The organism is Streptomyces sp. NPDC091282, assembly GCF_044757385.1.
GTDB lineage: Bacteria > Actinomycetota > Actinomycetes > Streptomycetales > Streptomycetaceae > Streptomyces > Streptomyces gramineus.
In genome coordinates this window covers 385,324-408,738 of sequence record NZ_JBIVUX010000008.1, presented here as the reverse complement: position 1 = coordinate 408,738, position 23,415 = coordinate 385,324, and the positions used below count along the sequence as shown (strand labels likewise).

The window sequence follows — 23,415 nt, the reverse complement described above, 5'->3', positions numbered from 1 at the left end:
GCCATGAAGATGCGGGGCATCACCGGGAAGTGGAACGCCATGTGGCATTCGTCGCCGCCCTTGGCGTAGTCGCCGAAGTAGTCGACGACGTCCTCGGGCCACTGGTTCGCCTCGGCCAGCAGCACGGTGTCCGGGTACATGGCGTCGATCTCGCGCCTGACCCGCTTCAGGAAGGCGTGGGAGGCCGGCAGGTTCTCGCAGTTCGTGCCCTCCTCCGCGTACAGGTAGGGCACCGCGTCCAGCCGGAAGCCGTCGATGCCGAGGTCCAGCCAGAACCTCAGCGCGGCCAGGACCTCCTCCTGCACCGCCGGGTTCTCGTAGTTGAGGTCCGGCTGGTGGGAGAAGAAGCGGTGGAAGAAGTACTGGCCCCGCACCGGATCGAAGGTCCAGTTGGAGACCTCGGTGTCGACGAAGATGATCCGCGCGTCCTGGTACTGCTTGTCGTCGTCGGCCCACATGTAGTAGTCGCCGTAAGGGCCTTCGGGGTCCTTGCGCGACTCCTGGAACCACGGGTGCTGGTCGCTGGTGTGGTTGACGACGAAGTCGATGATCACGCGCATGCCGCGCTGGTGGGCGGCGTCGACGAACTCGACGAAGTCGGCGAGGTCACCGAATTCGGGGAGGACGGCGGTGTAGTCGGAGACGTCGTAACCGCCGTCCCGTAGCGGTGACTTGAAGAAGGGCGGCAGCCAGAGGCAGTCGACGCCGAGCCACTGGAGGTAGTCGAGCTTGGCGGTCAGACCCTTGAGGTCGCCGATGCCGTCACCGTCGCTGTCCTGGAAGGAGCGCACCAGGACCTCGTAGAAGACGGCGCGTTTGAACCAGTCGGGGTCCCGGTCCTTCGCGGGCGTGTCCTCGAAGGTGTCCGGGACGGGGTCGTTGACAGTCATGACGCGCTGGGCCCTCCGTTCGCTGGTGTCGGTCGACCTGCCTGGAGCACATGTGCGGGCGTGCGGCCGGGTGTCAGGCACACGTAGTTGGTCCTGCCCCACGTGTAGGTCTCGCCCGTCAGTTCGTCCCGCACGGACAGGGCCGAGCCGCTGTCCAGGCCGAGTCGCGGCATGTCCAACGAGACCGTGGCCTCCTGGGTGTGGTGCGGATCGAGGTTGACGACCACCAGGACGGTGTCCTCGCCGGCGCGCTTGCTGTAGGCGATGACGGAGTCGTTGTCGGTGTGGTGGAAGGTCAGGTTCCGCAGCTGCCGGAGCGCGGGATGCTCGCGCCGGACGGTGTTGAGGCGGGTGATGAGGGGGGCGATGCCCTCGGTGTCGGCGCGGGTCCAGTCGCGGGATGTGAGCTGGTACTTCTCGGAGTCGAGGTATTCCTCGCCGCCTTCTTTCAGCGGGGTGTTCTCGCAGAGTTCGTAGCCGCTGTAGATGCCCCAGGTGGGGGAGAGGGTGGCGGCCAGGACGGCACGGACCTCGAAGGCGGGACGGTGTCCGTGCTGGAGGTAGGCGTGCAGGATGTCGGGCGTGTTGGCGAAGAAGTTCGGCCGCATCCAGGCGGCGGACTCGCCGGACAGCTCGGTGAGGTAGTCGGTGAGTTCCTGCTTGGTGGTGCGCCAGGTGAAGTACGTGTACGACTGCTGGAACCCGGTCTGGGCCAGGGTCCGCATCATCGCGGGGCGGGTGAAGGCCTCGGCGAGGAAGATGACGTCGGGATCGGTCCGGTTGATCTCCGCGATCACGCGCTCCCAGAACACCACGGGCTTGGTGTGCGGGTTGTCGACCCGGAAGATCCGCACACCGCAGTCCATCCAGTGCCGCAGGATCCGCACCGTCTCGGCAATGATCCCGGCCATGTCGGTGTCGAAGGCGACGGGATAGATGTCCTGGTACTTCTTGGGCGGGTTCTCGGCGTAGGCGATCGTCCCGTCGGGCCGGTGATGGAACCACTCCGGATGCTTCTCCACCCAGGGATGGTCCGGGGAGCACTGCAGGGCGAAGTCCAGGGCGATCTCCAGGCCGTGCCGGGCGGCCTCGGCGACGAACCAGCGGAAGTCCTCCACCGTGCCCAGGTCCGGGTGGACCGCGTCGTGGCCGCCCTCGGGCGAACCGATCGCCCAGGGCACCCCCACGTCCTCGGGCCCCGCACCCAGGGTGTTGTTGCGGCCCTTGCGGAACGTCGTGCCGATGGGATGGATCGGCGGCAGGTAGACGACGTCGAACCCCATCCGCGCGATCTGCGGCAGCCGGCGCGCCGCCGTACGGAACGTGCCGTGCGGCCGCTCGGGCGTGCCCTCCGACCGCGGGAAGAACTCGTACCACGACCCGTACAGCGCCCGCTCCCGCTCCACCAGCAACGGCAACGGCTCCGAACAGGACACCAACTCCCGCAACGGATAACGCGCCAGGATCTCGTCGACCTCCGGAGCCAGCGCGCTCGCCAGCCGTTCGTGCAGGGGCAGGCCGTCGTCGCCCAGGGCGTGCGCCGCCGCCTCGACCCGCTCGCGCTCGGGCCCCGCGGGCATCCGGGCCGCCGCGCGCGCGTAGAGCGAGGCGCCCTCCTCCAGGACCAGGCCGGTGTCGATCCCCGCCGGGATCTTCACCCGCGCGTGCCGGCGCCAGGTGACGAGCGGGGCGCTCCAGGCCTCCACGTGATACGTCCAGCGGCCGGTCGCGTCCGGGGTGACCTCGGCGCCCCAGCGGTCGGTGCCCGGGACCAGTTCGCGCATCGGCGCCCAGGGACCGGGCCGGCCCGCGGGGTCGCACAGCACCACGTTGGCGCCGACGGCGTCATGACCCTCACGGAAGACGGTGGCGGTGACCTGGAAGGTCTCGCCGGGGACCGCCTTGGCCGGACGCCCGCCGCCGTCCACGGCCGGTCGGACGTCACGCACCGGGATACGGCCGATGACCTCTGTCGCCTTCATGGGTCTCACCTCCGTCGCGCACGGAGCCGGGCCCGGGCCCGGCTCCGCGGTCCGTAGTGCGCGGGAGGACGAGTCGTCCTCCCGCGGGGGTCCGCCTGCGGATCACTGCCGCGCGGTACTGCGGTCCGACGGAGGGCTCCGCCGGACCTTCCCGCTCAGCTGGGCCCGCCCGCCCTGATCCCGCAGATAGGTGACGAGGCTGGTGCGCAGATAGCGCTCGGCCGCGTCCACCGCCTCCCGGGCGCAGCGCTTGCCCATCAGCACACACAGCGTGTAGCCCGAGTCCTCGAAGGTGGACCGCACCTCGCGGTCCTGCGGCGAGGCGAGCATGACGCGCTCCCACGCCCGGTAGCGCCGCAGCTGCCGGGCCACCTCGGCCTTCGCGGGTAGCAGCATGGCCGTGTCTTTCCTTCCGACGCTCTCGAGTGGGCACGTGTCCCCGACGATCGGGGAGCGTCCGGGCACGGAAGGGCACGGAGCCGTTACGGCGAATCGAGGCTTTCACTCATGGTGCACGGATGACGACGGAGCGTCTTGTTGGAGCTTCAACAACCTCATGCGTCTCTCAGGTTGCACGAATGGCGTAGCGACCGCACTGTGGGAGGTGACTCAGAAGCGATGAGTGCTCACGCTACGCGTCCGGAACGGATCTCCGTCCGGGTGAGGGGAGCGGGAGCCCCGCCGGGTGAGGAGCCAGCGACAATGAAGACCGCAGTGCCCTGCTACTACCACCTCGACGTCGAGGTCAGCCCGGAACGGGTGGGACAGGTCAGCCGCATTCTGGCCGCCCACCTGCGCTACTGGGATCTGGACAACCTCGTGGACCCCGTCTGCCGCGGTGCCGAACTGCTGCTGACCGCCATCGACCAGCACGCGACGGACAAGTACACGTCCATCGAGATGTGGTGGAACGGGCAGCACCTCATCACCGCCATCGGCGACCACGACCGCGATCTGCGCCCCGACCAGGACCTGCGCTCGTGCCTGGCGCACCTGGCCGCCACCAGCGACGGCTGGGGGTGCTGCGCCCCGGAGACCGGCAGCAAGATCATCTGGTTCTCGCAGCGAGCCCGGTCCGGTGAGCGCGTGCCGCTGGTCAAGACCGCGCCGTCGCCCAGCCTGCGCCGGACGCTCCGGGTGCCGCGCGCCGTCCCCGTCCCGCAGTTGGCCGCATCCGCCGAGGGCGTCCTCGAGGGCGCCCGGTGACGGCTCGGAAGTCCCGGAAAGGGGTGCCCGTGTGGAGCGGGCACCCCTATCCGTTGGGCGCCTCCTTCGACGGGCAGGGCACCAACTTCGCCCTGTTCAGCGAGGTCGCGGAGAAGGTCGAGCTGGTCCTCGTCGACGACGCCGGCGGCGCGCGGCCGGTGCCCCTGACCGAGGTCGACGGCTTCGTCTGGCACGCCTACCTGCCCGGCGTCGGACCGGGACAGCGCTACGGCTACCGGGTGACCGGCCCCTGGGACCCGGGGGTCGGACACCGCTGCAACCCGGCGAAGCTGCTCCTGGACCCCTACGCCCGGGCGGTCGACGGCCAGATCGACAACCACGCGTCGCTGTACGAGCGCACGCCGGGCGGGCCGTCCCCGGCCGACAGCGCCGGCCACTCGATGCTCGGCGTGGTCACCGACCCCTTCTTCGACTGGGGCGACGACCGCCCGCCGCTGCGGTCCTACTCCGACTCGGTGATCTACGAGGCGCATGTCGCGGGCCTGACCCGCACCCACCCCGAGGTGCCCGAACGGCTCCGGGGCAGTTACGCCGGCCTCGCCCATCCCGCGGTCGTCGAGCACCTGACCTCGCTGGGCGTCACCGCGGTCGAGCTGATGCCGGTCCACCAGTTCGTGCAGGACGGCGTGCTGCAGGACCGGGGCCTGTCCAACTACTGGGGCTACAACACCATCGGCTACTTCGCCCCGCACAACGCCTACGCGGCCTTCGGCAGCCGGGGCCAGCAGGTCAACGAGTTCAAGGCGATGGTCAAGGCGCTGCACGCGGCCGGCCTCGAAGTGATCCTCGACGTGGTCTACAACCACACCGCCGAGGGCAACGAGATGGGCCCCACGCTGTCCTTCCGCGGCATCGACAACGCCTCCTACTACCGGCTGGTCGACGGCGACTGGGCGCACTACTACGACACCACCGGCACCGGCAACAGCCTGCTGATGCGCCACCCCTACGTGCTCCAGCTGATCATGGACTCGCTGCGGTACTGGGTGACCGAGATGCACGTCGACGGCTTCCGCTTCGACCTCGCGGCCACGCTGGCCCGGCAGTTCCACGAGGTGGACCGGCTCTCCGCGTTCTTCGACCTGATCCAGCAGGACCCGGTGATCAGCAGGGTGAAGCTCATCGCCGAACCCTGGGACGTGGGCGAGGGCGGCTACCAGGTGGGCAACTTCCCGCCGCTGTGGTCGGAGTGGAACGGCAAGTACCGGGACACCGTACGGGACTTCTGGCGGGCCGAGCCGGGTTCCCTCGGCGAGTTCGCCTCCCGGCTCACCGGCTCCTCGGACCTCTACCAGCACCGGGGACGGCGGCCGCGCGCGAGCGTCAACTTCGTCACCGCGCACGACGGTTTCACGCTGCGCGACCTGGTGTCGTACAACGACAAGCACAACGAGGCCAACGGCGAGGACAACCAGGACGGCGAGAGCCACAACCGGTCCTGGAACTGCGGCGCCGAGGGTGACACCGATGACCCGGCCGTCCTCGACCTCCGGGCCCGCCAGCAGCGCAACCTCCTGGCCACCCTGCTGCTGTCCCAGGGCATCCCGATGCTCAGCCACGGCGACGAACTCGGCCGCACCCAGCGCGGCAACAACAACGCCTACTGCCAGGACAACGAGGTCTCCTGGACCGACTGGGACCTGGCCGAGGAGCAGCGCACGCTCAACGACTTCACCCGGTACGTCATCGGCCTGCGCGCCGCCCACCCCGTGCTGCGCCGCCGCCGCTTCTTCCGCGGCGAGACCGCCGTGCACCGCGGACAGCCGCTGCCCGACCTGGTCTGGCTGCTGCCCGACGCCCGGGAGATGACCGACCGGGACTGGCAGCGCCCCGACGGGCACTCGGTCGGTGTCTTCCTGAACGGCGACGCCATCGCCGAACGCGACCCCCAGGGGCGGCGCCTGGTCGACGACTCGTTCCTGCTGCTCCTGAACAGCTTCTGGGAACCGGTCGACTTCAAGCTGCCCGACGACTCCTACGGCGAGCGCTGGACGGCTCTCATCGACACCGCCGAGCCCGACGGCATCCCCGACGAACGCGAGCACAAGGCGGGGACGAGGCTGCGCGCCGAGGCCCGCAGCCTGGTCCTGCTGTCCCGGCCCTCCCGCGGCAGGGGCTGAGGGGCGCGGTCAGGGCAGCAGCGGGCGCACGGTCACGGTGAACTGCGCGCCGTCCGGGTCGCGCAGCACGGCCTCGGTGTCCTTCTCCTGGAGGACACTGCCGCCGTGCTTCTCGGCCGCCCGCGCGCACTCGCCGACGTCGCCGACCGCGAAGTGCACCTGCCAGTGCGGCCGTACCGTCGGGTCGGGGGCCGCCTCCACCGCTCCGGAGTCGATCCGGGCCACGGCGTCGCCGCGGCTGCGCAGGACGACCTCGCCGCCCACGTACTCCACCTCGCAGCAGCCCTGCCGCTCCGAGGCCCAGCCCAGCACCTCGCCGTAGAAGATCGCCGAGTCGAAGGCGTCGCGGGTGTGCAGCCGGATGTACGTGGGCGCGGCCTGCCGCCAGATCTCCCAGTTGGAGACCAGCTGGCCCTCCCAGATGCCGAAGATCGCGCCGTCCCGGTCCGCGAGCAGCGCCGCCCGGCCGGGCGGGAAGGACAGCGGGCCCACGGCCGGGGTGCCGCCGCGCTCACGGGCCCGTGCGACCGCCTCGTCCGCGTTCTGGACGGCGAAGTACGGCGTCCAGGCCACCGCCATCTGCCACATCGAGGCGACGGCGGCGATGCCCGCGACCGGCACCCCGTCCGCCAGCGCGATCCGGAAGTGGTCGCCGAGCCGGACACTGCGCCACCGCCAGCCCAGCACGGCGCTGTAGAAGTCCTCGGTGGTCCGCAGGTCGCGGCTGGTCAGGCTCACCCAGCACGGGGCGCCGAAGACGGAGTCCGTGGAGATGACCTCCCGCTGCCTCTTCGCGGGGCCGGGGGCGTGCGTGTCGTCGTTCATGGCACTCGTCCTGGGGTCGGGGCCGGCGGGGAGCCGGTCTGACACCAGTCTCCAACCGGAAGCGGCGGGGGTGCCTGACGAGTACCCCGGTGGCACTGCGCCAGACGAGTGGTGACGATGGTGGGGTGAGCGAGAGCGAGGCGGACGCGGTCCTCCACCTCCAGGAGGAGATCGATCAGCTGAAGGAGGCGGTGGCCTCCCACGCCGTGGTGGACCAGGCGATCGGCATGGTGGTGGCGCTCGGCCGGGTCACCCCCGACCAGGGCTGGGAGGTGCTCAAGGAGATCTCCCAGCACACCAACATCAAGCTCCGCAGCGTCGCGGAGCTGATTCTCGTCTGGGGGCGCACGGGGGACATGCCGGCGGAGATCCGCGCCGAACTGGAGGACGCCCTCGACCGGTACGGGCCGACGCAGATCCCCGGTGCGCCGTCCGGGTGAGACTCAGCCCGACTCGGCCAGCAGCTCCTCGCGCAGCCGCTCGAAACAGGCGGTGAGCAGACGGGACACGTGCATCTGCGAGACGCCCAGCTGCTCGGCGATCCTGCTCTGCGTCATACCGCGGAAGAACCGCAGGTAGAGGATGAGCCGGTCGCGCTCGGGAAGGCCCTGGATGCAGGGCACGGCGGCGGCGCGGTCGACGACCAGGTCGTAGCCGGGGTCGGGTCCGCCCAGGGTGTCGCCGAGCGCGTAACCGTCGGCGCCGGACACCTCGGCGTCCAGCGACAGCGCGGAGAAGCAGTCCAGCGCCTCCATCCCGGTGCGCACCTCGCTCTCGGTGAGCCGGGCCTGCTCGGCGATCTCGGCGACGGTGGGTGCCTCGCCCGGACAGGTCTGTTCCAGCTCCTTGAGGGCGGACCGGACCCGGTTGCGCAGCTCCTGGACCCGGCGGGGCACGTGCAGCGTCCACATGTGGTCACGGAAGTGGCGTTTGATCTCACCGGTGATCGTCGGCACGGCGTACGCCTCGAAGGCCCGCCCGCGCGCCGGGTCGTAGTGGTCGACGGCCTTGACCAGCCCGAGCGCGGCGACCTGGCAGAGGTCCTCCGTGGCCTCCCCGCGGCCGCGGAAGCGGACCGCGATCCGCTCGGCCATGGGCAGCCAGAGTTCGACCAGTTCGTCCCGCAGGGCCCGGCGCTCGGGCCCCTCGGGCAGTCCGGCCAGCCGGACGAAGTCGGCCGCCGTGTCGGGGGCGTCGTCGTGCGGATGGGACCTGGTGGGGGTGGCGGTGGTGGCACGCATGGCGCGCACCTCCTCGGCGGGTGCTGTGGAGGGACACCGTGAGAGATACGCGCTCGGACCCCGGGAGAACACGGGAGCACCGGATGAACGCGGTTCCCACGCACGTGCCTCCGGTCCGAAGCACTGAACAGCAGATGCCCTGAACGGGACAATACGAAACAATTCACTCAAAAAGGTGAGATTGCTCTCATTCATTGACCGGATCCCCGGCCGGGCCCCCTTGACCGTCCCTTGGGTGGGATTACCTCTGTAGCAGAGGTAATCTTCCGGGTGTGAAATCGGAGACCTTCCCCGAGGAGCTGGCCGACGCCCTCGTCGGGATCCAGCGGCTGATCCGCCGCAGGCTGCGCCGCGGACTCGCGCGGCCCCGGCTGCGCGGCGCCGAGGTGGAACTGCTGCGCCTGGTCGAGTCACGGCCCGGCATCGGCATCTCGGAGGCCGCCAAGGAGCTGTACCTGGCGGGCAATTCGGTGTCGACCCTGGTCAACCAGCTGGTCAAGGAAGGGTTCCTGCTCCGGGAGACCGACCCCGCCGACCGGCGGGCCGCCCGGCTGCTGCTGACCGGGGCCGCCGAGAAGCGGCTCGCCGACTGGCAGCGGCGCCGCGCGGACCTCGTGGTCAGCAGCGTCTCCCGGCTCGACGAGGCCGACCGGGCCGCACTGGAGGCCGCGCTTCCGGCACTGCGCAAGCTGGCCGTCACCCTGCACGAGGAGGCCGAGGAATCATGACCCCGGACACCACCGCAGTCGCCTGCACGGGACTCACCTACACCTTCGGGGAGACCAGGGCCGTGGACGGGCTCGACCTGACCGTCCCGGAGGGCGAGGTCTTCGGACTGCTCGGCCCCAACGGCGCCGGCAAGACCACCGCCATCCGCTGCATCACCACCCTGCTGCCGGTCCCCGCCGGTATGGTCCGCGTCTTCGGCCACGACACCGGCCGCGAGCGGATGGCCGTGCGCAGACTGCTCGGTTACGTCCCCCAGCAGCTGTCCGCCGACAGCGGGCTCACCGGCCGCGAGAACGTCGCCCTGTTCGCCCGGGTCTTCGACGTCTCCCGGCGCGAGCGCGCCGAACGGGTCGCGCAGGCGCTGGAGGCCGTCGACCTCGCCGACGCCGCCGACCGGCTCGCCGGCACCTACTCCGGCGGCATGGTCCGCCGCCTCGAACTGGCCCAGGCCCTGGTCAGCGCGCCCAGGCTGCTGATCCTGGACGAGCCGACCATCGGCCTCGACCCGATCGCCCGCACCAGCGTCTGGGACCAGATCAACGCCGTGCGCGCGGCCACCGGCATGACCGTGCTGGTCACCACCCACTACATGGACGAGGCCGACCAGCACTGCGGCCGGGTCGGCCTCATGCACCGGGGCCGGATCCGGGCCCTCGGCACCCCCGACGAGCTCCGGCACGGCCTCGCCGAACGCCAGGGCACCGACACCCTGCCCACCCTCGAAGACGTCTTCCGCGACGTGGCCGGCAGCGGCCTCGACGACCAGTCAGGAGGTTTCCGCGATGTCCGAAGCACCCGCCGCACCGCGAAGCGTGTCGGTTGAGCGAACGGCCGCGGCCTCCCTGCTGCTGACACCGCCGCAGCCGCGCTCCGGCTGGCGGCTGCTGCCCGCCCGGGTCGTCGCCATGTGCGCCGTCGAACTGCAGAAGCTCCGCCACGACCGCACCGAGCTCTACACCCGCGCGATACAGCCCGCCCTGTGGCTGCTGATCTTCGGGCAGACCTTCACCAGGATCAAGGCGATACCCACCGGCGGCATCCCCTACATCGACTACCTCGCGCCCGGCATCATCGCCCAGTCGGCGATGTTCATCGCGATCTTCTACGGCATCCAGATCATCTGGGAGCGCGACGCCGGCATCCTCAACAAGCTCCTCGTCACCCCCACCCCGCGCTCGGCCCTGATCACCGGCAAGGCCTTCGCGGCCGGCGTGAAGTCCCTGATCCAGGCGGTCGTGGTGATCGTCATCGCCGCGATCCTCGGGGTCTCGCTCACCTGGAACCCGCTGAAACTGCTCGGCGTCGGACTCGCCGTCGTCCTCGCCTCGGCGTTCTTCTCCTGCCTGTCGATGAGCATCGCGGGCATCGTGCTGAGCCGCGACCGGCTGATGGGCATCGGGCAGGCGATCACCATGCCGCTGTTCTTCGGCTCCAACGCGCTCTACCCGGTGGCGATCATGCCGGGCTGGCTCCAGGTCGTCAGCAAGATCAACCCGCTGAGCTACCAGGTCGACGCGTTGCGCGGACTGCTGCTCGGCACGCCCTCGCATCTCGGCCTCGACTTCGCCGTCCTGGCGGTGGCCGCAGCCCTCGGCATCACCGCCGCCTCCTCGCTGCTGGGCCGCCTGGCCCGCTGATCTTGCCGCGCGCCGCACGCCGACGTGATGTGCGGCACGCGCCCCCCTCCCGCCCCGGAGCCCCGGGGCGGGATAACCGCTGCGCAACGCTTGATCAGCGATCAAAGCGGGTGAATCCCCTGGCCACAGCGCATTCCGCCCATTTGACAGTGCGCTCGGCGCACAGATAAACAGCGGGGGTCGAGAGGGGCACTGTGTACGAGCCGAACGTGGTCGGGGACTGGCACGAGTACGACGACCATGACGGTCTGCGGGTCCGTGTCCACCGCCTGGAGGCGGCCGAGCCGCCGCGCGGCCGGGACGACGCCGCCGCCGGGCTGACGTACTTCAGTGTCCGGGTGACCGTCGAGAACCGCGGATCGCGTCACTTCGGCGTGCAGCTGGAGGACGGTCAGATCGACGTGCGGGTGGGCCCCGACGGGGAGGGTGCGGTCATCGACTGGCGCAGCTCCCAGTTCATCGAGGGCTTCGACGTCTACCCGCTGCGCCGCGCCACCGCCGTGCTCTACGCCGCCGGCCCCGAGGCCGCCCTCACCCAGGTGGACATCCAGATCCAGCTGCGCGTCGACGAGGACTGGACCGACCGGCGGCTGTGGGCGGGCGGCATCGGCGTGCTGGAGTCGACCGCCGCCACGGCGTGCCAGAGCGCCACGGCGGGCGGTCTGGCCCACCAGGTGAGCGCCTTCCTCAAGGACCAGACCGAGCCGGGCAGCCCCGCCTAGGGCGTGTCGCGAGCCGCCGGTGTCAGTGCGGGATGCCGTCGATGATCTCGCGGGCGCCCTGGCGCAGGAGGGCCACCGCCACCGAGGTGCCGAGCGTGGCCGGGTCGAGGCGGCCCGCCCATTCGTGCGCGTTGAGGCGGGTCTTGCCGTCGGGGGTGAACACGCAGGCGCGCAGCGACAGTTCACCGCCGCCGTCCACGCGCGCGTACCCGGCGATGGGGCTGTTGCAGTGCCCCTGGAGGACGTGCAGGAACATCCGCTCGGCGGTGGCCTCCCGGTAGGTGTCCGGGTCGCCGAGCCCGCTCACCGCGTCGATCAGCTCGGTGTCGCCCTCCCGGCACTGCAGCGCCAGGATGCCCGCGCCGATCGGCGGCATCATCGTCTCCGGGTCGAGGACCTCGGTGATCACGTCCGTCCGGCCGATCCGCTCCAGGCCCGACACCGCGAGCAGCAGCGCGTCGGCCTCGCCGGCGGCGAGCTTCTCCAGGCGGCGGTTGGCGTTGCCGCGGAACGGCACGCACTCCAGATGCGGATGGGTGGCGGCCAGCTGCGCGATCCGGCGCACCGCGGAGGTGCCGATCCGGGTGCCCGGCGGCAGCTGGTCCAGCGTCAGGCCCCCCGGGTGGATCAGGGCGTCGCGGACGTCGTCGCGCTTCAGGAACGCCGCGAACACCGTTCCCGCCGGCAGCGGCCGGTCCGCGGGGACGTCCTTGACGCAGTGCACGGCCAGATCGGCCTCGCCCGCCAGCAGCGCGGCGTCCACCTCCTTGGTGAACGCGCCCTTGCCCTCCACCAGGGACAGGTCGCCCAGCCACTTGTCGCCGGTCGTCTTCACCGGTACGACCTCGGTGCGCACGCGCGGATGGAGGGCGGCCAACTCGGCCCGTACGCGGGCCACCTGAGCGAGCGCCATCGGAGAGTCGCGGGAGACGATTCGGATCAACTCTGGCACAGACATGGGGCCACGATAGACCTCCGGGTCCGCCGGGGATTCCGACACCGTGTCGGCGGCGGTGTGGCGTGCGGGGCGCCGTTCCCCCCGCTCTCACGCGGGCGCGGACGGCGCCGGGGCGGGATCGGCCGGGACCCGGGGCAGGAAGTCGCGCCGGACCAGGCCGAGGACGGTGCGGGCCGCGAGCGCGACGAAGGCCAGGGTGGCGACCGCCAGGAGCAGGTAGGCCAGGGCCCGCTGTCCGTGGACCTGCTCGGCGGCGAGCCAGTGGACGCCGTTGGTGAAGGCCGCCGCGTACGAGAAGGCGAACGCCCAGTGGCCCGGTCCGAAGGGCACCCGCAGGTAGGTGCCCGCCAGGCCGATCTGCACGAGGACCATCAGGACCGCGTACCCGGCGAGCAGTTCGGCGACGAGATCGAGGCGGCCGCCGTTGATCGCGAACCAGGCGTTCCCGGCGACCACCGGCGGGGCGACCTCGATGGCCATCGTCGGCAGCAGCGCGGTGGGCAGCGCAGGCTGGGTGAACAGCCGCAGCAGCAGGATCGACCCGAGGACGAACCAGCAGATCAGCCCGTAACCGAACATGACGTGCGCCAGCGTGTTCCATCCCAGGATCGCGCTGCACCCGGACGCGATCAGACCGCCCGCGACGGTGGGCAGGAAGTATCCGGGATGCCACTGCTCGAGCCGGGTGTCCGAGCGGATCCACAGACTCGTGAGCCACCCGCCGAGCAGGACGGTGAGCACCAGGGCGACGGCGTACACGACCTCGCCCGCGGTCCGGGCGTGCGGCGCGAGACCGATGCCCAGCAGCATCGGGACGATCACCGCGAGCGCCGTGAACGGCCCGGTGACCGGGTTCGGGACCTCCGAGCCGAGCCGTCGCTGCGCGATCGCGTTGCGCAGGTAGGCCACCAGCGTCACCAGCCAGATCACCGCCGCGAGGATCCACAGGACGTACGACGGCCACCCAGGTGCGCCGATCGTGTCGGCGGCGGCGCTCCAGGCCTGGGCAAGGCCCGCGGTGCCGAAGGCGATACCGAAGAGATTGGGTGCCAGCCGGTACGGGGAGGGCCTCGTCGTCGTCATGTCGCCCCACTTCCACCAGTGGGCCGCCGGCCTCTCCTCCGCGGGGGCCCGGGCCGAACCGGACTCGTTCCCATCTGACTACCGGGGGCCGGGGCACGCAACCGGGTGACAGGCCGCGGCGGCGGTCAGCCGGCGCCGTCCGGCAGGTCCGCCGCGGACTCCTCGGGTGCGAGATCGGGACGCAGCCGCAGCCAGGACGGGTGGCGCAGCAGTCCGGACCGGGTCCGGGTGCTGTAGCCGACCTCGCCGACCAGCCGGGGCGTCACCCAGCGGGCGCCCGGGACCGCCGGGACCGGGTCGAAAGGACAGGCGTCGGTGGCGGCGGCCCGCAGCAGCGCGGCCAGTTCGGTCCGTTCCGCCTCGCTCCAGCCGGTGCCCACCCCGCCGACGTACCGCAGCCGCCCGTCGGCGGACCGCTGGCCGACCAGCACCGCGCCGGGGAGCCCGGTCAGCCGTCCCTTGCCCGGCAGCCAGCCGCCGACGATCACGTCCTCCGCCCGGATGTTCCGGATCTTGATCCAGGCACGGGACCGCGTCCCCGGCTCGTAGGGCGAGTCGAGCCGTTTGCAGACCAGGCCTTCGAGACCGTGCTCCCGGGTCGCCCGCAGCGCCTCGGCCCCGTGCCCGACGAGCGCGCCGGGCGTCGACCAGTGGGGCCCGTGGAGGCCCAGCTCCTCCAGCCGGGTCCGCCGCTGCGCGTAGGGCACCCGCAGCAGGGGGCGGCCCGCCAGGTGCGGCACGTCGAACAGCACCAGGTGGACCGGGACCCGGGCCGCCATCCGGGCGGCCCGTGCCGGGGCGTGGGCCAGGCCCATCCGGCTCTGCAGCAACTGGAAGTCGGCGCGCCCGTGTTCGTCGAGGGCCAGCACCTCGCCGTCCAGGACCGCCGGCACCCGGCCCAGCACCCCGCCCAGCGGGGAGAGTTCGGGGTACGCGGCGGTGATCTCCTCGCCGGACCGGGCACGCACCAGCACCGTGCCGTCGCCGGGCAGGTAGACGATCGCGCGCTGGCCGTCCTGCTTGGTCTCGTACGCCCACCGGTCGTCCTGCGCGGCGGGCGGCAGCGCGCCGGCCGTGGCGAGCATGGGTGGGATCAGTGGCAGGGCGGTGGTCACGGCACAAGATGTGAACCGCGTACGGCCGCGGCACGCGTCCCGCGCCACGGGTTCCCCCGAACAGCCGCCGGGCGGACCCGCCGGGAGCCGGGGGTCCGCCCGGGATGCCGTCGGCGCGCGGGGGCGGGGAGAGCGGGGGCGTGGTGGCGGCCGGACGGTGTCCGCGGGCGGGCCGGGATCCGCGGACACCGTCCGGGCGGTCAGTGGACCGACTCGGCCGCCGGTTCGGCCGGGGCCGCGGCGGGCCGCGCGTCCGCGGGACGGCGGCCGGGCAGGAAGCAGGCGAGGAGGAAGGCGAGCGCTGCCGCGCCCGCGCCGACCGCCATGACGGTCTTGAAGGCGTTCTCGGAGGGCAGCGTGGCGCCGCCGAGGCTGACGGTCAGCTGGGCGAGGATCACTCCCGCGACGGCGCTGGCCACCGACGTACCGATGGACCGCATCAGCGTGTTCAGGCTGTTGGCGGCGGCCGTCTCCGACGCCGGGACGGCGCCCATGATCAGCGCGGGCATCGCGCCGTACGCGAAGCCGACACCGGCCCCGATGACGCAGGAGACCAGCACCAGCTGCCAGACCTCGGACATCAGGACGATGTTCAGGCCGTAGCCCGCCGCGACGATCACGGCGCCGGTCATCAGGGTGATCTTCGGGCCCCTGGCCCGGGTGATGGCGGCCGAGACCGGCGCGAAGGCCATCATGACCAGACCCTGCGGGGCCATCACCAGGCCGACGGTCATCATCGACCTGCCGAGGCCGTAGCCGGTCTGGGTGGGCAGCTGGAGCAGCTGCGGCAGCACCAGGGACATCGCGAACATCGAGAAGCCGAACGCGATCGAGGCGAGGTTGGTGAACAGCACCTGGCGGCGGGCGGTGGTGCGCAGGTCGACGAGCGGCTCGGCGGTGCGCAGTTCGAAGACGCCCCAGGCGGCCAGGACCACGACCGCGAGCCCGAACAGGCCGAGCGTGGTGCCGTCGGTCCAGCCCCAGTCGGCGCCCTTGGAGACGGCGAGCAGCAGCGAGACCAGGCCGACCGCGAGGCCGAGGGCGCCGACCGCGTCGAAGCGCCCGCCCGAGCGCACCTCGGACTCCGGCACGAGCAGCATGACCAGCGCGAAGGCGACGACGCCGAGGGCGGCGGAGGTCCAGAACAGCACGTGCCAGTCGAAGTGGTCGGCGATGAAGGCCGCGGCAGGAAGGCCCAGCGCGCCGCCGACCCCCAGCGAGGCGCTCATCAGCGCGGTGGAGCCCGCCAGGCGCTCCGGCGGGAGTTCGTCGCGCATGATGCTGATGCCGAGCGGCACCACGGACGCGGAGAGTCCCTGCAGCGCGCGGCCGACGATCATCGGGACCAGCGAGTCGCTGAGCGCGGCCACCACCGAGCCGCAGACCAGCAGGGTGAGGCTGACCAGCAGCATCAGCCGCTTGCCGAACATGTCGCCGAGGCGGCCGGCCACCGGAGTGGCGACGGCGGCGGCCAGCAGGGTGGCGGTGACCGCCCAGGCCGCGTCGGACGCGGAGGCGTTCAGGAACTTCGGCAGCTCCGGGACGATCGGGATCACCAGGGTCTGCATCAGCGAGACGGTGATGCCGGCCAGGGCGAGCACCGCCACCACCGCGTTGGGGCGGGGGCGTGCCTCTCTCGCGGAACCGGCGGGCCGGACTGGGGCTTCGGACATGGGAAAGGGGCCTCCGTAGGCGGGACGGTGCGCGGCGCGGGACGGCACGCAGCGGCACGACCGTGCTTAAGTCAGTCGCTTGACTTACTTTACTGGCAGGGGCGGAGGCGTCGCGCGCCACCGCCGCGTAGGCTTTCCCGGCTGGACCTCGCCGCCCCGGGCGAGGCCCCGGTACGGCTCGCGGGACCGGCCGCACCGGGAGGGTGCGCGGTCCCGGAGCGGTGGTGGGCATGGCGGGCAGGGCGGCGCGGGCGGAGCAGGCCAGCGCGACACGGGAGGCCATCCTCGACACGGCGGAACGGCTCTTCGCCGAACAGGGCGTGTACGCCGTGTCCAACCGTCAGGTCAGCGAGGCCGCGGGCCAGGGCAACAACGCCGCCGTCGGCTACCACTTCGGCACCAAGGCCGACCTGGTCCGCGCGATCGCCGCCCGGCACTTCGAGCGGATCGAGGAGATCCGGGTCCGGCTGCTGGCCGCCGTCGGCGACACCGACGACGTCCGCGACCGGGTCGACTGCCTGGTCCGCCCGATCACCGAACACCTCGCGAGCCTGGGCAGCCCCACCTGGTACGCCCGCTTCTGCGCCCAGGTGGCGACCGACCCGGCGCTCTACGAGATCATGGTCGAGGAGTCCCTCGCCTCGCCCTCGCTGCGCGAGGCCGTCGCCGGGCTCGTCCGGTGCCTGCCGCAACTGCCCGCCGACGTCCGTGCCGAACGCGGCCAGATGGCACGGACGTTGATCCTGCACACCTGCGCCGAGCGCGAGCGCGCCCTCGCCGAGGGCACCGACACGCCCCGCGCCACCTGGAGCGACGCGGCCACCGGACTCACCGACGCGCTCCTCGGTCTGTGGCTGGCACCCGTCACCGCCACGCGCCGAAGCTGACGGCGCCCCTCGCCCCGGCGCCCGCCGAGGGATCCGCTCGGCACCTGTCCAACGGGCGGTCCGCCGGGCCCACTTCGCCCATCACGCGTGATCCGGGGCCGCGCCTCGGCGGGGCCGTGCCGCGAGGGCGGCCGCGTTCGCCGCGACCACCGCCCCGATTCCCGCCCACTCCGGCGCCCCCAGGCTCTGCCCCAGCACCACCCGGCCGACCAGCGCCGCCAGTACCGGATTGACGCTCATGAACAGGCCGAAGGTCTGGGCCGGAACCCTGCGCAGGGTCAGCAGGTCGGCGAGGTAGGGCACCGCCGACGACAGGACACCGGCCGCCACCGCGCACAGCACGGCTCCGGACGTCGGCGGATGCCGCAGCGCCACCACCACTCCGGCCGGCAGGAACGTCAGCGCCAACACGGACGCGGCCACCGCCGGACCCTGCACGCCCGGTATCCGCCGCCCCACCACGCCGTTGAGCAGGATGTACGACGCCCAGCAGCCCGCGGCGACCAGCCCCAGGGCCATTCCCGGGTAGTCCGTCGAGGGCCGCGGGCGCATCAGCACCACCACCCCGGCCGCCGCCAGCGCCGCGCACCCCGCGTCCAGCCGGCGGCGGGACGCCGCCAGCGCGACGGTCAGCGGGCCCAGGAACTCCAGCGTCACCGCGAGACCGAGGCCGATCCGGTCGATGGCGGAGTACAGGGTCAGGTTCATGGTGCCGAAGACCGCCGCCAGCAGCAGCACCGGCCACCACTGCCGCCGGGTGAAGGCCCATGGCCGGGGCCGACCGACGGCCACCAGGACGAGCGCGGCCACGTACTGCCGTACCGCCACCACGCCGAGCGGGCCGAGGACCGGGAAGGCCAGGGCGCCGATCGCCGCACCCGTCTGGTTGGACAGGCCGCTGCCCGCCATGGCCGCCACGCCGGCCAGCCGCCCGGGTACGGCGGCCGGGGAGGGGACGGAGGCGGAGGAGGCGGAGGGGGCGGCCGGGCGGTCCTGGACTCGTCGCATGACAGCAGGGTCGGCCGGGGGAGACGTTGCGCAAAATGCATGCGCCCCGGCATCGATACGCTGAGCGTATGGATCAGGTCGAGCTGCGGCAGCTGCGCTGCCTGGTGGCCATCGTCGACGAGGGCACCTTCACCGACGCGGCGATCGCCCTCGGGGTGTCCCAGGCGGCCGTGTCCCGGACCCTCGCGGGACTGGAACAGGCCCTGGGGGTACGGCTTCTGCGGCGGACCTCGCGCGAGGTGACGCCGACGGCGACCGGGCTGCGGGTGGTGCGGCGGGCCCGCCGGGTGCTCGCGGACGTCGCCGACCTGGTCCAGGAGGCCGGCTCGGGGCACACCCTGCTGCGGATCGGCTACGCCTGGTCGGCGGTGGGCCGGCACACCGTCGCCTTCCAGCGGAACTGGACGGCCGCGCACCCCGGGACCGATCTGCATCTCGTCCGGGTGAACACGCCCTCCGCCGGGCTCGCCGAGGGAACCTGCGACCTGGCCGTCGTCCGGCGGCCGCTCGCCGACCGGCGGTTCGAGTCGGCGATCGTGGGGCTGGAGCGGCGGCTGTGCGCGGTGGCCGCCGACGACCCGCTGGCCCGCCGCCGGTCCGTGCGGCTCGCCGACCTCACCGGCCGGACCGTCCTGACCGACCGGCGCACCGGCACCACCACCCCCGAGCTGTGGCCGGAGCCGTCCCGTCCGGCCGTCGAGGAGACGCACTCCGTGGACGACTGGCTCACCGAGATCGCCGCCGGGCGCGGGATCGGCGTGACCGCGGAGTCGACCGCCAACCAGTACCCGCGGCCCGGCATCGTGTACCGGTCGGTGCGGGACGCCGAACCCGTCGCCGTCCGGCTGGCCTGGTGGCGGGAGGATCCGCACCCGGCCCGGCAGGCCGTCCTCGAACTGCTCAGCGAGCTGTACCGCACCGGCTGAGCGGTCACCCGGGGATCGGCGCCCGGCAATACGGCGGACAAAATTGTTGACAATCTTGTCGGGCTAGATTTACGTTCGACAGGCACTCACTCAGGGAGGGCGAACGATGCCGGAAGAAGCCCGTCCGAGCACCGGAGAGCAGGCCAAGCAGCACGCGCTCGCGCTGCTGCGGCAGGCGATCCTGCACGGCGAGATGGCACCGGCCCAGCGGCTGGTGGAGAACGAACTCGCCGAGGACTTCGGTGTGACGCGGGCCAGCATCCGCGCGGCACTGATCGATCTGGAGGCCCAGGGACTGGTCGAGCGGATCCGCAACCGCGGCTCGCGGGTGCGGGTGGTGACCGTGGAGGAGGCGGTCGCGATCACGGAGTGCCGGATGGTCCTGGAGGGACTGTGCGCCGCGAAGGCGGCCGTCGTGGCCGACGACGGGCACCTCGCCGAACTCGCGGACCTCGGGGCGGCCATGACCAAGGCCGTCGCGGATGGCGAGCCGGTCACCTACTCCGAGCTCAACCACGCGCTGCACGACAGGATCCGGGAGATCTCCGGCCAGCGGACCGCCGTGGCACTGCTGGAGCGGCTCAACGCGCAACTGGTGAGGCACCGCTTCCAGTTGGCGTTGCGGCCGGGGCGTCCGCAGCAATCCCTGAGCGAGCACCTGGCGATGATCGAGGCCATCACGGCCAGGGACCCGCAGGCGGCCGAGGCGGCCGTCCGCGCCCACCTCACGAGCGTGATCGACGCACTGAGCGACTGAGCACGCCCGGGGCGGGGTGGGCGCACATCCGTCCACCAAGGAGATTTCTGCGATGACGCACGCCAACGTGCCCGCCCCACCCCGCTCCACCCTGGTCGTCACCGCGCACGCCGGGGACTTCGTGTGGCGGGCGGGCGGAGCCATCGCCCTGGCCGCGTCCCGTGGCGAGAAGGTCACCGTCGCCTGCCTGACCTTTGGGGAGCGGGGCGAGTCCGCGAAGGCGTGGCGCGCGGGCAAGGGGCTGGCGGAGATCAAGGCGATGCGCGGGGAGGAAGCGGAGCGCGCCGCCGCCGTGCTCGGCGCCGGCGTCCGCTTCTTCGACGCCGGCGACTACCCGCTGACCGCGTCCGCCGAGCTGACCGACCGGCTCGTCGCCCTCTACCGGGAGACCCGGCCCGACGTCGTGCTCACCCACCCCGCGGAGGACCCCTACAACGGCGACCACCCGGCCGCCCACCGGATGGCCCTCCAGGCCCGGATCCTCGCCCAGGCCGTCGGATACCCGGGCGAGGGCGACGTCATCGGAGCCCCGCCGGTCTTCCTCTTCGAGCCGCACCAGCCCGAGATGAGCGGCTTCCGGCCCGAGGTCCTGCTGGACATCACCGAGGTCTGGGACACCAAGCGCAAGGCGATGGAGTGCCTCGGCGCCCAGGAGCACCTGTGGGCCTACTACACCGACCTCGCCGTCCGCCGGGGCGTCCAGCTCCGGCGGAACGCCGGTCCCAACCTGGGCCTGGCGCACGACACCAGGGCCGAGGCGTTCATGCGGCCGTTCCCGCAGATCGCGCGGGAGCTGGCATGAGCGGCGTGATCGTCACCGATCCGCCGAAGGCGCAGGCGCGGGACGTCGACGCCCTCGCCGCCTTCGGGGTCGCCACCGTCGGCGAGGCGATGGGCCGCACGGGCCTGCTGGGTCCGGGCATCCGGCCCGTCCAGCAGGGCGTCCGGGTCGCCGGAACGGCCGTCACCGTCATCGGCTGGCCCGGCGACAACCTCATGATCCACGCGGCCGTCGAGCAGTGCGGCGAGGGCGACATCCTGGTCGTCACCACCACCTCGCCCTGCCAGGACGGCCTCTTCGGTGAGCTGTTCGCCACCGCCCTGGCACGGCGCGGAGTGCGCGGGGCGGTCCTGAACACCGGGATCCGGGACACCCGGGAACTGCGGGACATGGGGTTCGCCGCCTGGTCCCGGGCGGTCTGCGCGCAGGGCACGGTCAAGGCCACCGGCGGCTCGGTCAACGTGCCGATCGCGATCGACGGCCAGGTGATCGAACCGGGTGACGTGATCCTCGCCGACGACGACGGCGTCGTGGTCGTCCCCCGCGAGCGGGCGCGCGAGACGGCCCGGAGGTCGGCGGCCCGCGAGGCCAAGGAGGCCGCGACCCGCGCCGCGTTCGCCGCGGGCGAGCTGGGGCTTGACCGCTACGGACTGCGGGACACGCTGAAACGGCTCGGCGTCGAGTACCGCACCTACGAGGAGCACCGGGCGCGCGAGGCGCGCGGGGAGTCCGGCCGGTGACCGGGGCCGCGGGGGTGCGCTGCATGCTGATGCGCGGCGGCACCTCCAAAGGCGCGTACTTCCTGGCCGCGGACCTTCCCGCCGACCCCGCCGCCCGCGACGACCTGCTGCTGCGCGTGATGGGCAGCCCGGATCCGCGCCAGATCGACGGCCTGGGCGGGGGCCACCCCCTCACCAGCAAGGTCGCGGTGGTCGGGCCGTCCGCCGATCTTGAGGCGGACGTCGACTACCTTTTCCTCCAAGTCTCCATCGAAGACGCGGTAGTGATGGATCGTCAGAACTGCGGCAACATCCTCGCCGGAATCGGCCCGTTCGCCGTGGAGCGCGGGCTCGTGGCCCCCGGCGACGCCACGACCTCCGTACGGATCCGCATGCTCAACACCGGGGAGCAGGCCGTCGCCCGCTTTCCCACCCCCGGCGGGCGGGTCGACTACACCGGGGACGCCGAGATCTCCGGCGTGCCCGGCACGGCCGCCCCGGTGGTCATCGGGTTCCCGGCCGCCCGCACCCCGCTGCTGCCCACCGGGAACGTCCGCGACACCGTCGCCGGTACGCCGGTGACCTGCGTCGACAACGGCATGCCGACCGTGCTCGTCGCCGCCCGCGACCTCGACGTCACCGGGTACGAGACACCGGGCGACCTGGAGGAGGACCGGACGCTCGCCGGCCGGCTGCACGAGATCCGGCTGGCGGCGGGGGAGTTGATGGGACTCGGGGACGTGCGCGGGGCCACCGTGCCCAAGCTCAGCCTGCTCGCGCCGCCCCGCACCGGCGGCGCGGTCACCACCAGGACCTTCATCCCGGTCCGGTGCCACACCTCGATCGGCGTCCTCGGCGCCGCGAGCGTGGCCGCGGGCCTCAGGCTGCCCGGCGGCGCGGGGGAGGGGATCGCCCGGCTCCCGGACCGCGGCGACCGGATCCGCGTCGAACACCCCACCGGATTCCTGGACATCGACATCAGCGTCGACCCCGGTGCCGGCGGCGCCCGGCCTGCCGTCCGCCGCACCGCGGTGGTCCGCACCGCCCGCAAGATCTTCGACGGCACGGTCTTCCCGCGCGCCGCCGCCACCCCCGTACCGCCCCAAGGAGGCAACGATGGCTCCGCCCCTCGGTGACATCGCCCATGTCGGCCACGCCCAGCTGTTCACCCCGGACCTGGACGCGAGCGTCGCCTTCTGCACCGACTTCCTCGGCCTGACCGTCAACGGCCAGGACGGCGGCACGGTCTACCTGCGCGCCTTCGACGACTACGAGCACCACAGCCTGGTCCTCACCGCCCGGGACCGGCCCGGCCCCGGCCGGCTCGCCCTGCGCACCTCCAGCGAGGAGGCGCTGGACCGCCGGGTCAGGGCGGTCGAGGAGGCGGGCGGCGTCGGCCGCTGGGCCGAGGACGAGCCGGGGCTCGGCAAGCTGTACGTCACCACCGACCCGGACGGCCACGAGCACGCCCTCTACTGGGAGAGCGAGCACTACCGGGCCCCAACTGGGCTCGGGCCCGCGCTGAAGAACCAGCCGCAGGCCAAGCCGAACCGGGGTGTCGGCGTGCGGCGCCTGGACCACGTCAACTTCCTGGCCGCCGACGTGCTCGCCAACGCCGAGTTCCAGGAACAGGTCCTCGGCGCCCGGCCGACCGAGCAGATACGGCTGGACACCGGGCGGATCGCGGCCCGCTGGCTGACCTTCACGAACAAGTCGTACGACGTCGTGTACACCGCGGACCGGACCGGCTCGCACGGGCGGCTGCACCACATCGCCTTCGCCACCGACACCCGCGAGGACGTGCTGCGCGCGGCCGATCTCGCCATCGACACCGGCGTGTTCATCGAGACCGGCCCGCACAAGCACGCCATCCAGCAGACGTTCTTCCTGTACGTCTACGAGCCGGGCGGCAACCGTGTCGAGCTCTGCAACCCGCTCACCAGGCTGGTGCTGGCGCCCGACTGGCCGCTGATCACCTGGACCGAGGCCGAGCGCGCCAAGGGCCAGGCCTGGGGCCTGAAGACGATCGAGTCCTTCCACACCCACGGGACACCGCAGGCCGGCTGAGCCGTCCGGCCGTCGAAGGGGGCGGGCGACGCGCTGCCGTGCGCCGCCCGCCCTCTCGGCCCTGTCGT

General features: G+C 72.4%; 24 protein-coding genes. 14 read left to right on the top strand and 10 right to left on the bottom strand.

All coding sequences use genetic code 11. The annotated features are described in order from the left end of the window. From ACIQOE_RS33515 to ACIQOE_RS33505, 3 genes are all read right to left on the bottom strand, one after another. Nucleotides 1-890, bottom strand: an 890-nt coding sequence (locus ACIQOE_RS33515) for an alpha-amylase family glycosyl hydrolase (protein WP_401415469.1), incomplete at its 3' end; no start/stop codon positions are given. After that, a complete protein-coding gene (locus ACIQOE_RS33510) occupies nt 887-2,872 on the bottom strand; it encodes an alpha-1,4-glucan--maltose-1-phosphate maltosyltransferase (protein WP_401415467.1) in 1,986 nt (661 codons plus the stop codon). The genes ACIQOE_RS33510 and ACIQOE_RS33515, both read right to left, overlap by 4 nt. Nucleotides 2,873-2,974: 102 nt before the next feature. Next, nucleotides 2,975-3,268: a DUF5133 domain-containing protein gene (locus ACIQOE_RS33505; protein WP_351329126.1), complete on the bottom strand. Its 294-nt coding sequence runs from the start codon at nt 3,266-3,268 to the stop codon at nt 2,975-2,977. 306 nt (nt 3,269-3,574) lie between these two features. On the opposite strand from ACIQOE_RS33505, the gene ACIQOE_RS33500 reads away from it, so the two are divergent. Then, the gene (locus ACIQOE_RS33500) at nt 3,575-4,078 is read left to right on the top strand and encodes a pep a2 (RefSeq protein ID WP_365556690.1); all 504 of its coding nucleotides are present in this window, start codon (nt 3,575-3,577) and stop codon (nt 4,076-4,078) included. Between the two features lie 23 nt (nt 4,079-4,101). Further along, nucleotides 4,102-6,219, top strand: a complete 2,118-nt coding sequence (glgX, locus tag ACIQOE_RS33495) for a glycogen debranching protein GlgX (RefSeq protein ID WP_401415464.1) — start codon at nt 4,102-4,104, stop codon at nt 6,217-6,219. Between the two features lie 9 nt (nt 6,220-6,228). Here glgX and ACIQOE_RS33490 read toward each other — a convergent pair whose 3' ends face one another. After that, on the bottom strand, nt 6,229-7,044 hold the full coding sequence (locus ACIQOE_RS33490) for a VOC family protein (RefSeq protein WP_365556692.1): 816 nt from the start codon (nt 7,042-7,044) through the stop codon (nt 6,229-6,231). Nucleotides 7,045-7,169: 125 nt separating this feature from the next. Here ACIQOE_RS33490 and ACIQOE_RS33485 point away from each other — a divergent pair, with 125 nt between their 5' ends. Beyond that, nucleotides 7,170-7,484 (top strand): ANTAR domain-containing protein, encoded by a 315-nt coding sequence (locus ACIQOE_RS33485; protein ID WP_351329119.1) that lies wholly within the window; start codon nt 7,170-7,172, stop codon nt 7,482-7,484. A 3-nt stretch (nt 7,485-7,487) separates the two neighbouring features. Here the strand turns inward: ACIQOE_RS33485 and ACIQOE_RS33480 are convergent, their stop codons facing one another. Beyond that, nucleotides 7,488-8,285 carry a SigB/SigF/SigG family RNA polymerase sigma factor gene (locus tag ACIQOE_RS33480; RefSeq protein ID WP_351329117.1) on the bottom strand — a complete coding sequence of 266 codons (798 nt, stop codon included), beginning with the start codon at nt 8,283-8,285 and terminating at the stop codon, nt 7,488-7,490. Between the two features lie 272 nt (nt 8,286-8,557). Between ACIQOE_RS33480 and ACIQOE_RS33475 the strand changes: the two genes are divergently transcribed. The 4 genes from ACIQOE_RS33475 to ACIQOE_RS33460 all read left to right on the top strand — a co-directional run bounded on the left by ACIQOE_RS33475 (nt 8,558) and on the right by ACIQOE_RS33460 (nt 11,373). Beyond that, nucleotides 8,558-9,013: a MarR family transcriptional regulator gene (locus ACIQOE_RS33475; protein WP_362648522.1), complete on the top strand. Its 456-nt coding sequence runs from the start codon at nt 8,558-8,560 to the stop codon at nt 9,011-9,013. Continuing rightward, nucleotides 9,010-9,837 (top strand): ATP-binding cassette domain-containing protein, encoded by an 828-nt coding sequence (locus ACIQOE_RS33470; protein WP_362648519.1) that lies wholly within the window; start codon nt 9,010-9,012, stop codon nt 9,835-9,837. Before ACIQOE_RS33475 ends, ACIQOE_RS33470 begins: the two co-directional genes overlap by 4 nt. Then, on the top strand, nt 9,797-10,651 hold the full coding sequence (locus tag ACIQOE_RS33465; protein ID WP_351329112.1) for an ABC transporter permease: 855 nt from the start codon (nt 9,797-9,799) through the stop codon (nt 10,649-10,651). The genes ACIQOE_RS33470 and ACIQOE_RS33465 overlap by 41 nt, the downstream gene beginning before the upstream one ends. 194 nt (nt 10,652-10,845) lie before the next feature. Further along, nucleotides 10,846-11,373, top strand: a complete 528-nt coding sequence (locus ACIQOE_RS33460; RefSeq protein ID WP_351329111.1) for a hypothetical protein — start codon at nt 10,846-10,848, stop codon at nt 11,371-11,373. Nucleotides 11,374-11,395: 22 nt separating this feature from the next. Here the strand turns inward: ACIQOE_RS33460 and hemC are convergent, their stop codons facing one another. The 4 genes from hemC to ACIQOE_RS33440 all read right to left on the bottom strand — a co-directional run bounded on the left by hemC (nt 11,396) and on the right by ACIQOE_RS33440 (nt 16,202). Continuing rightward, a complete protein-coding gene (gene hemC, locus ACIQOE_RS33455; protein WP_351329107.1) occupies nt 11,396-12,331 on the bottom strand; it encodes a hydroxymethylbilane synthase in 936 nt (311 codons plus the stop codon). 87 nt (nt 12,332-12,418) lie between these two features. Further along, nucleotides 12,419-13,414 carry a TDT family transporter gene (locus ACIQOE_RS33450; protein WP_401415460.1) on the bottom strand — a complete coding sequence of 332 codons (996 nt, stop codon included), beginning with the start codon at nt 13,412-13,414 and terminating at the stop codon, nt 12,419-12,421. Nucleotides 13,415-13,539: 125 nt separating this feature from the next. Further along, on the bottom strand, nt 13,540-14,499 hold the full coding sequence (locus tag ACIQOE_RS33445) for an ATP-dependent DNA ligase (protein ID WP_401415479.1): 960 nt from the start codon (nt 14,497-14,499) through the stop codon (nt 13,540-13,542). A gap of 230 nt (nt 14,500-14,729) precedes the next feature. Continuing rightward, nucleotides 14,730-16,202: an MFS transporter gene (locus ACIQOE_RS33440; protein WP_401415458.1), complete on the bottom strand. Its 1,473-nt coding sequence runs from the start codon at nt 16,200-16,202 to the stop codon at nt 14,730-14,732. Nucleotides 16,203-16,432: 230 nt separating this feature from the next. Here ACIQOE_RS33440 and ACIQOE_RS33435 point away from each other — a divergent pair, with 230 nt between their 5' ends. Then, nucleotides 16,433-17,089 carry a TetR family transcriptional regulator gene (locus ACIQOE_RS33435; protein WP_351329100.1) on the top strand — a complete coding sequence of 219 codons (657 nt, stop codon included), beginning with the start codon at nt 16,433-16,435 and terminating at the stop codon, nt 17,087-17,089. Between the two features lie 81 nt (nt 17,090-17,170). Here ACIQOE_RS33435 and ACIQOE_RS33430 read toward each other — a convergent pair whose 3' ends face one another. After that, nucleotides 17,171-18,007, bottom strand: a complete 837-nt coding sequence (locus ACIQOE_RS33430; RefSeq protein WP_401415477.1) for an EamA family transporter — start codon at nt 18,005-18,007, stop codon at nt 17,171-17,173. Between the two features lie 158 nt (nt 18,008-18,165). Between ACIQOE_RS33430 and ACIQOE_RS33425 the strand changes: the two genes are divergently transcribed. From ACIQOE_RS33425 to ACIQOE_RS33400, 6 genes are all read left to right on the top strand, one after another. Continuing rightward, nucleotides 18,166-19,023, top strand: a complete 858-nt coding sequence (locus ACIQOE_RS33425; RefSeq protein WP_401415455.1) for a LysR family transcriptional regulator — start codon at nt 18,166-18,168, stop codon at nt 19,021-19,023. 106 nt (nt 19,024-19,129) lie between these two features. Next, complete coding sequence (locus ACIQOE_RS33420) at nt 19,130-19,780, top strand: GntR family transcriptional regulator (protein ID WP_351329095.1); 651 nt, start codon at nt 19,130-19,132, stop codon at nt 19,778-19,780. Between the two features lie 52 nt (nt 19,781-19,832). After that, nucleotides 19,833-20,582: a PIG-L deacetylase family protein gene (locus ACIQOE_RS33415; RefSeq protein WP_365556708.1), complete on the top strand. Its 750-nt coding sequence runs from the start codon at nt 19,833-19,835 to the stop codon at nt 20,580-20,582. Beyond that, nucleotides 20,579-21,301 (top strand): 4-carboxy-4-hydroxy-2-oxoadipate aldolase/oxaloacetate decarboxylase, encoded by a 723-nt coding sequence (locus ACIQOE_RS33410; protein WP_365574645.1) that lies wholly within the window; start codon nt 20,579-20,581, stop codon nt 21,299-21,301. The genes ACIQOE_RS33415 and ACIQOE_RS33410 overlap by 4 nt, the downstream gene beginning before the upstream one ends. Then, nucleotides 21,298-22,416, top strand: a complete 1,119-nt coding sequence (locus tag ACIQOE_RS33405) for a 4-oxalomesaconate tautomerase (protein WP_401415452.1) — start codon at nt 21,298-21,300, stop codon at nt 22,414-22,416. The genes ACIQOE_RS33410 and ACIQOE_RS33405 overlap by 4 nt, the downstream gene beginning before the upstream one ends. Further along, nucleotides 22,397-23,347 carry a VOC family protein gene (locus ACIQOE_RS33400; protein WP_401415450.1) on the top strand — a complete coding sequence of 317 codons (951 nt, stop codon included), beginning with the start codon at nt 22,397-22,399 and terminating at the stop codon, nt 23,345-23,347. Before ACIQOE_RS33405 ends, ACIQOE_RS33400 begins: the two co-directional genes overlap by 20 nt. The last annotated feature ends 68 nt before the right edge of the window (nt 23,348-23,415 follow it).

Excerpts from the sequence above, each read along its gene's own strand:
- ACIQOE_RS33510 (WP_401415467.1), bottom strand. The coding sequence starts at position 2,872 with ATGAAGGCGACAGAGGTCATCGGCCGTATCCCGGTGCGTGACGTCCGA.
- ACIQOE_RS33505 (WP_351329126.1), bottom strand. The coding sequence starts at position 3,268 with ATGCTGCTACCCGCGAAGGCCGAGGTGGCCCGGCAGCTGCGGCGCTAC.
- ACIQOE_RS33500 (WP_365556690.1), top strand. The coding sequence starts at position 3,575 with ATGAAGACCGCAGTGCCCTGCTACTACCACCTCGACGTCGAGGTCAGC.
- ACIQOE_RS33490 (WP_365556692.1), bottom strand. The coding sequence starts at position 7,044 with ATGAACGACGACACGCACGCCCCCGGCCCCGCGAAGAGGCAGCGGGAG.
- ACIQOE_RS33480 (WP_351329117.1), bottom strand. The coding sequence starts at position 8,285 with ATGCGTGCCACCACCGCCACCCCCACCAGGTCCCATCCGCACGACGAC.
- ACIQOE_RS33470 (WP_362648519.1), top strand. The coding sequence starts at position 9,010 with ATGACCCCGGACACCACCGCAGTCGCCTGCACGGGACTCACCTACACC.
- ACIQOE_RS33465 (WP_351329112.1), top strand. The coding sequence starts at position 9,797 with ATGTCCGAAGCACCCGCCGCACCGCGAAGCGTGTCGGTTGAGCGAACG.
- hemC (WP_351329107.1), bottom strand. The coding sequence starts at position 12,331 with ATGTCTGTGCCAGAGTTGATCCGAATCGTCTCCCGCGACTCTCCGATG.
- ACIQOE_RS33450 (WP_401415460.1), bottom strand. The coding sequence starts at position 13,414 with ATGACGACGACGAGGCCCTCCCCGTACCGGCTGGCACCCAATCTCTTC.
- ACIQOE_RS33445 (WP_401415479.1), bottom strand. The coding sequence starts at position 14,499 with ATGCTCGCCACGGCCGGCGCGCTGCCGCCCGCCGCGCAGGACGACCGG.
- ACIQOE_RS33440 (WP_401415458.1), bottom strand. The coding sequence starts at position 16,202 with ATGTCCGAAGCCCCAGTCCGGCCCGCCGGTTCCGCGAGAGAGGCACGC.
- ACIQOE_RS33435 (WP_351329100.1), top strand. The coding sequence starts at position 16,433 with ATGGCGGGCAGGGCGGCGCGGGCGGAGCAGGCCAGCGCGACACGGGAG.
- ACIQOE_RS33425 (WP_401415455.1), top strand. The coding sequence starts at position 18,166 with ATGGATCAGGTCGAGCTGCGGCAGCTGCGCTGCCTGGTGGCCATCGTC.
- ACIQOE_RS33420 (WP_351329095.1), top strand. The coding sequence starts at position 19,130 with ATGCCGGAAGAAGCCCGTCCGAGCACCGGAGAGCAGGCCAAGCAGCAC.
- ACIQOE_RS33415 (WP_365556708.1), top strand. The coding sequence starts at position 19,833 with ATGACGCACGCCAACGTGCCCGCCCCACCCCGCTCCACCCTGGTCGTC.
- ACIQOE_RS33410 (WP_365574645.1), top strand. The coding sequence starts at position 20,579 with ATGAGCGGCGTGATCGTCACCGATCCGCCGAAGGCGCAGGCGCGGGAC.
- ACIQOE_RS33400 (WP_401415450.1), top strand. The coding sequence starts at position 22,397 with ATGGCTCCGCCCCTCGGTGACATCGCCCATGTCGGCCACGCCCAGCTG.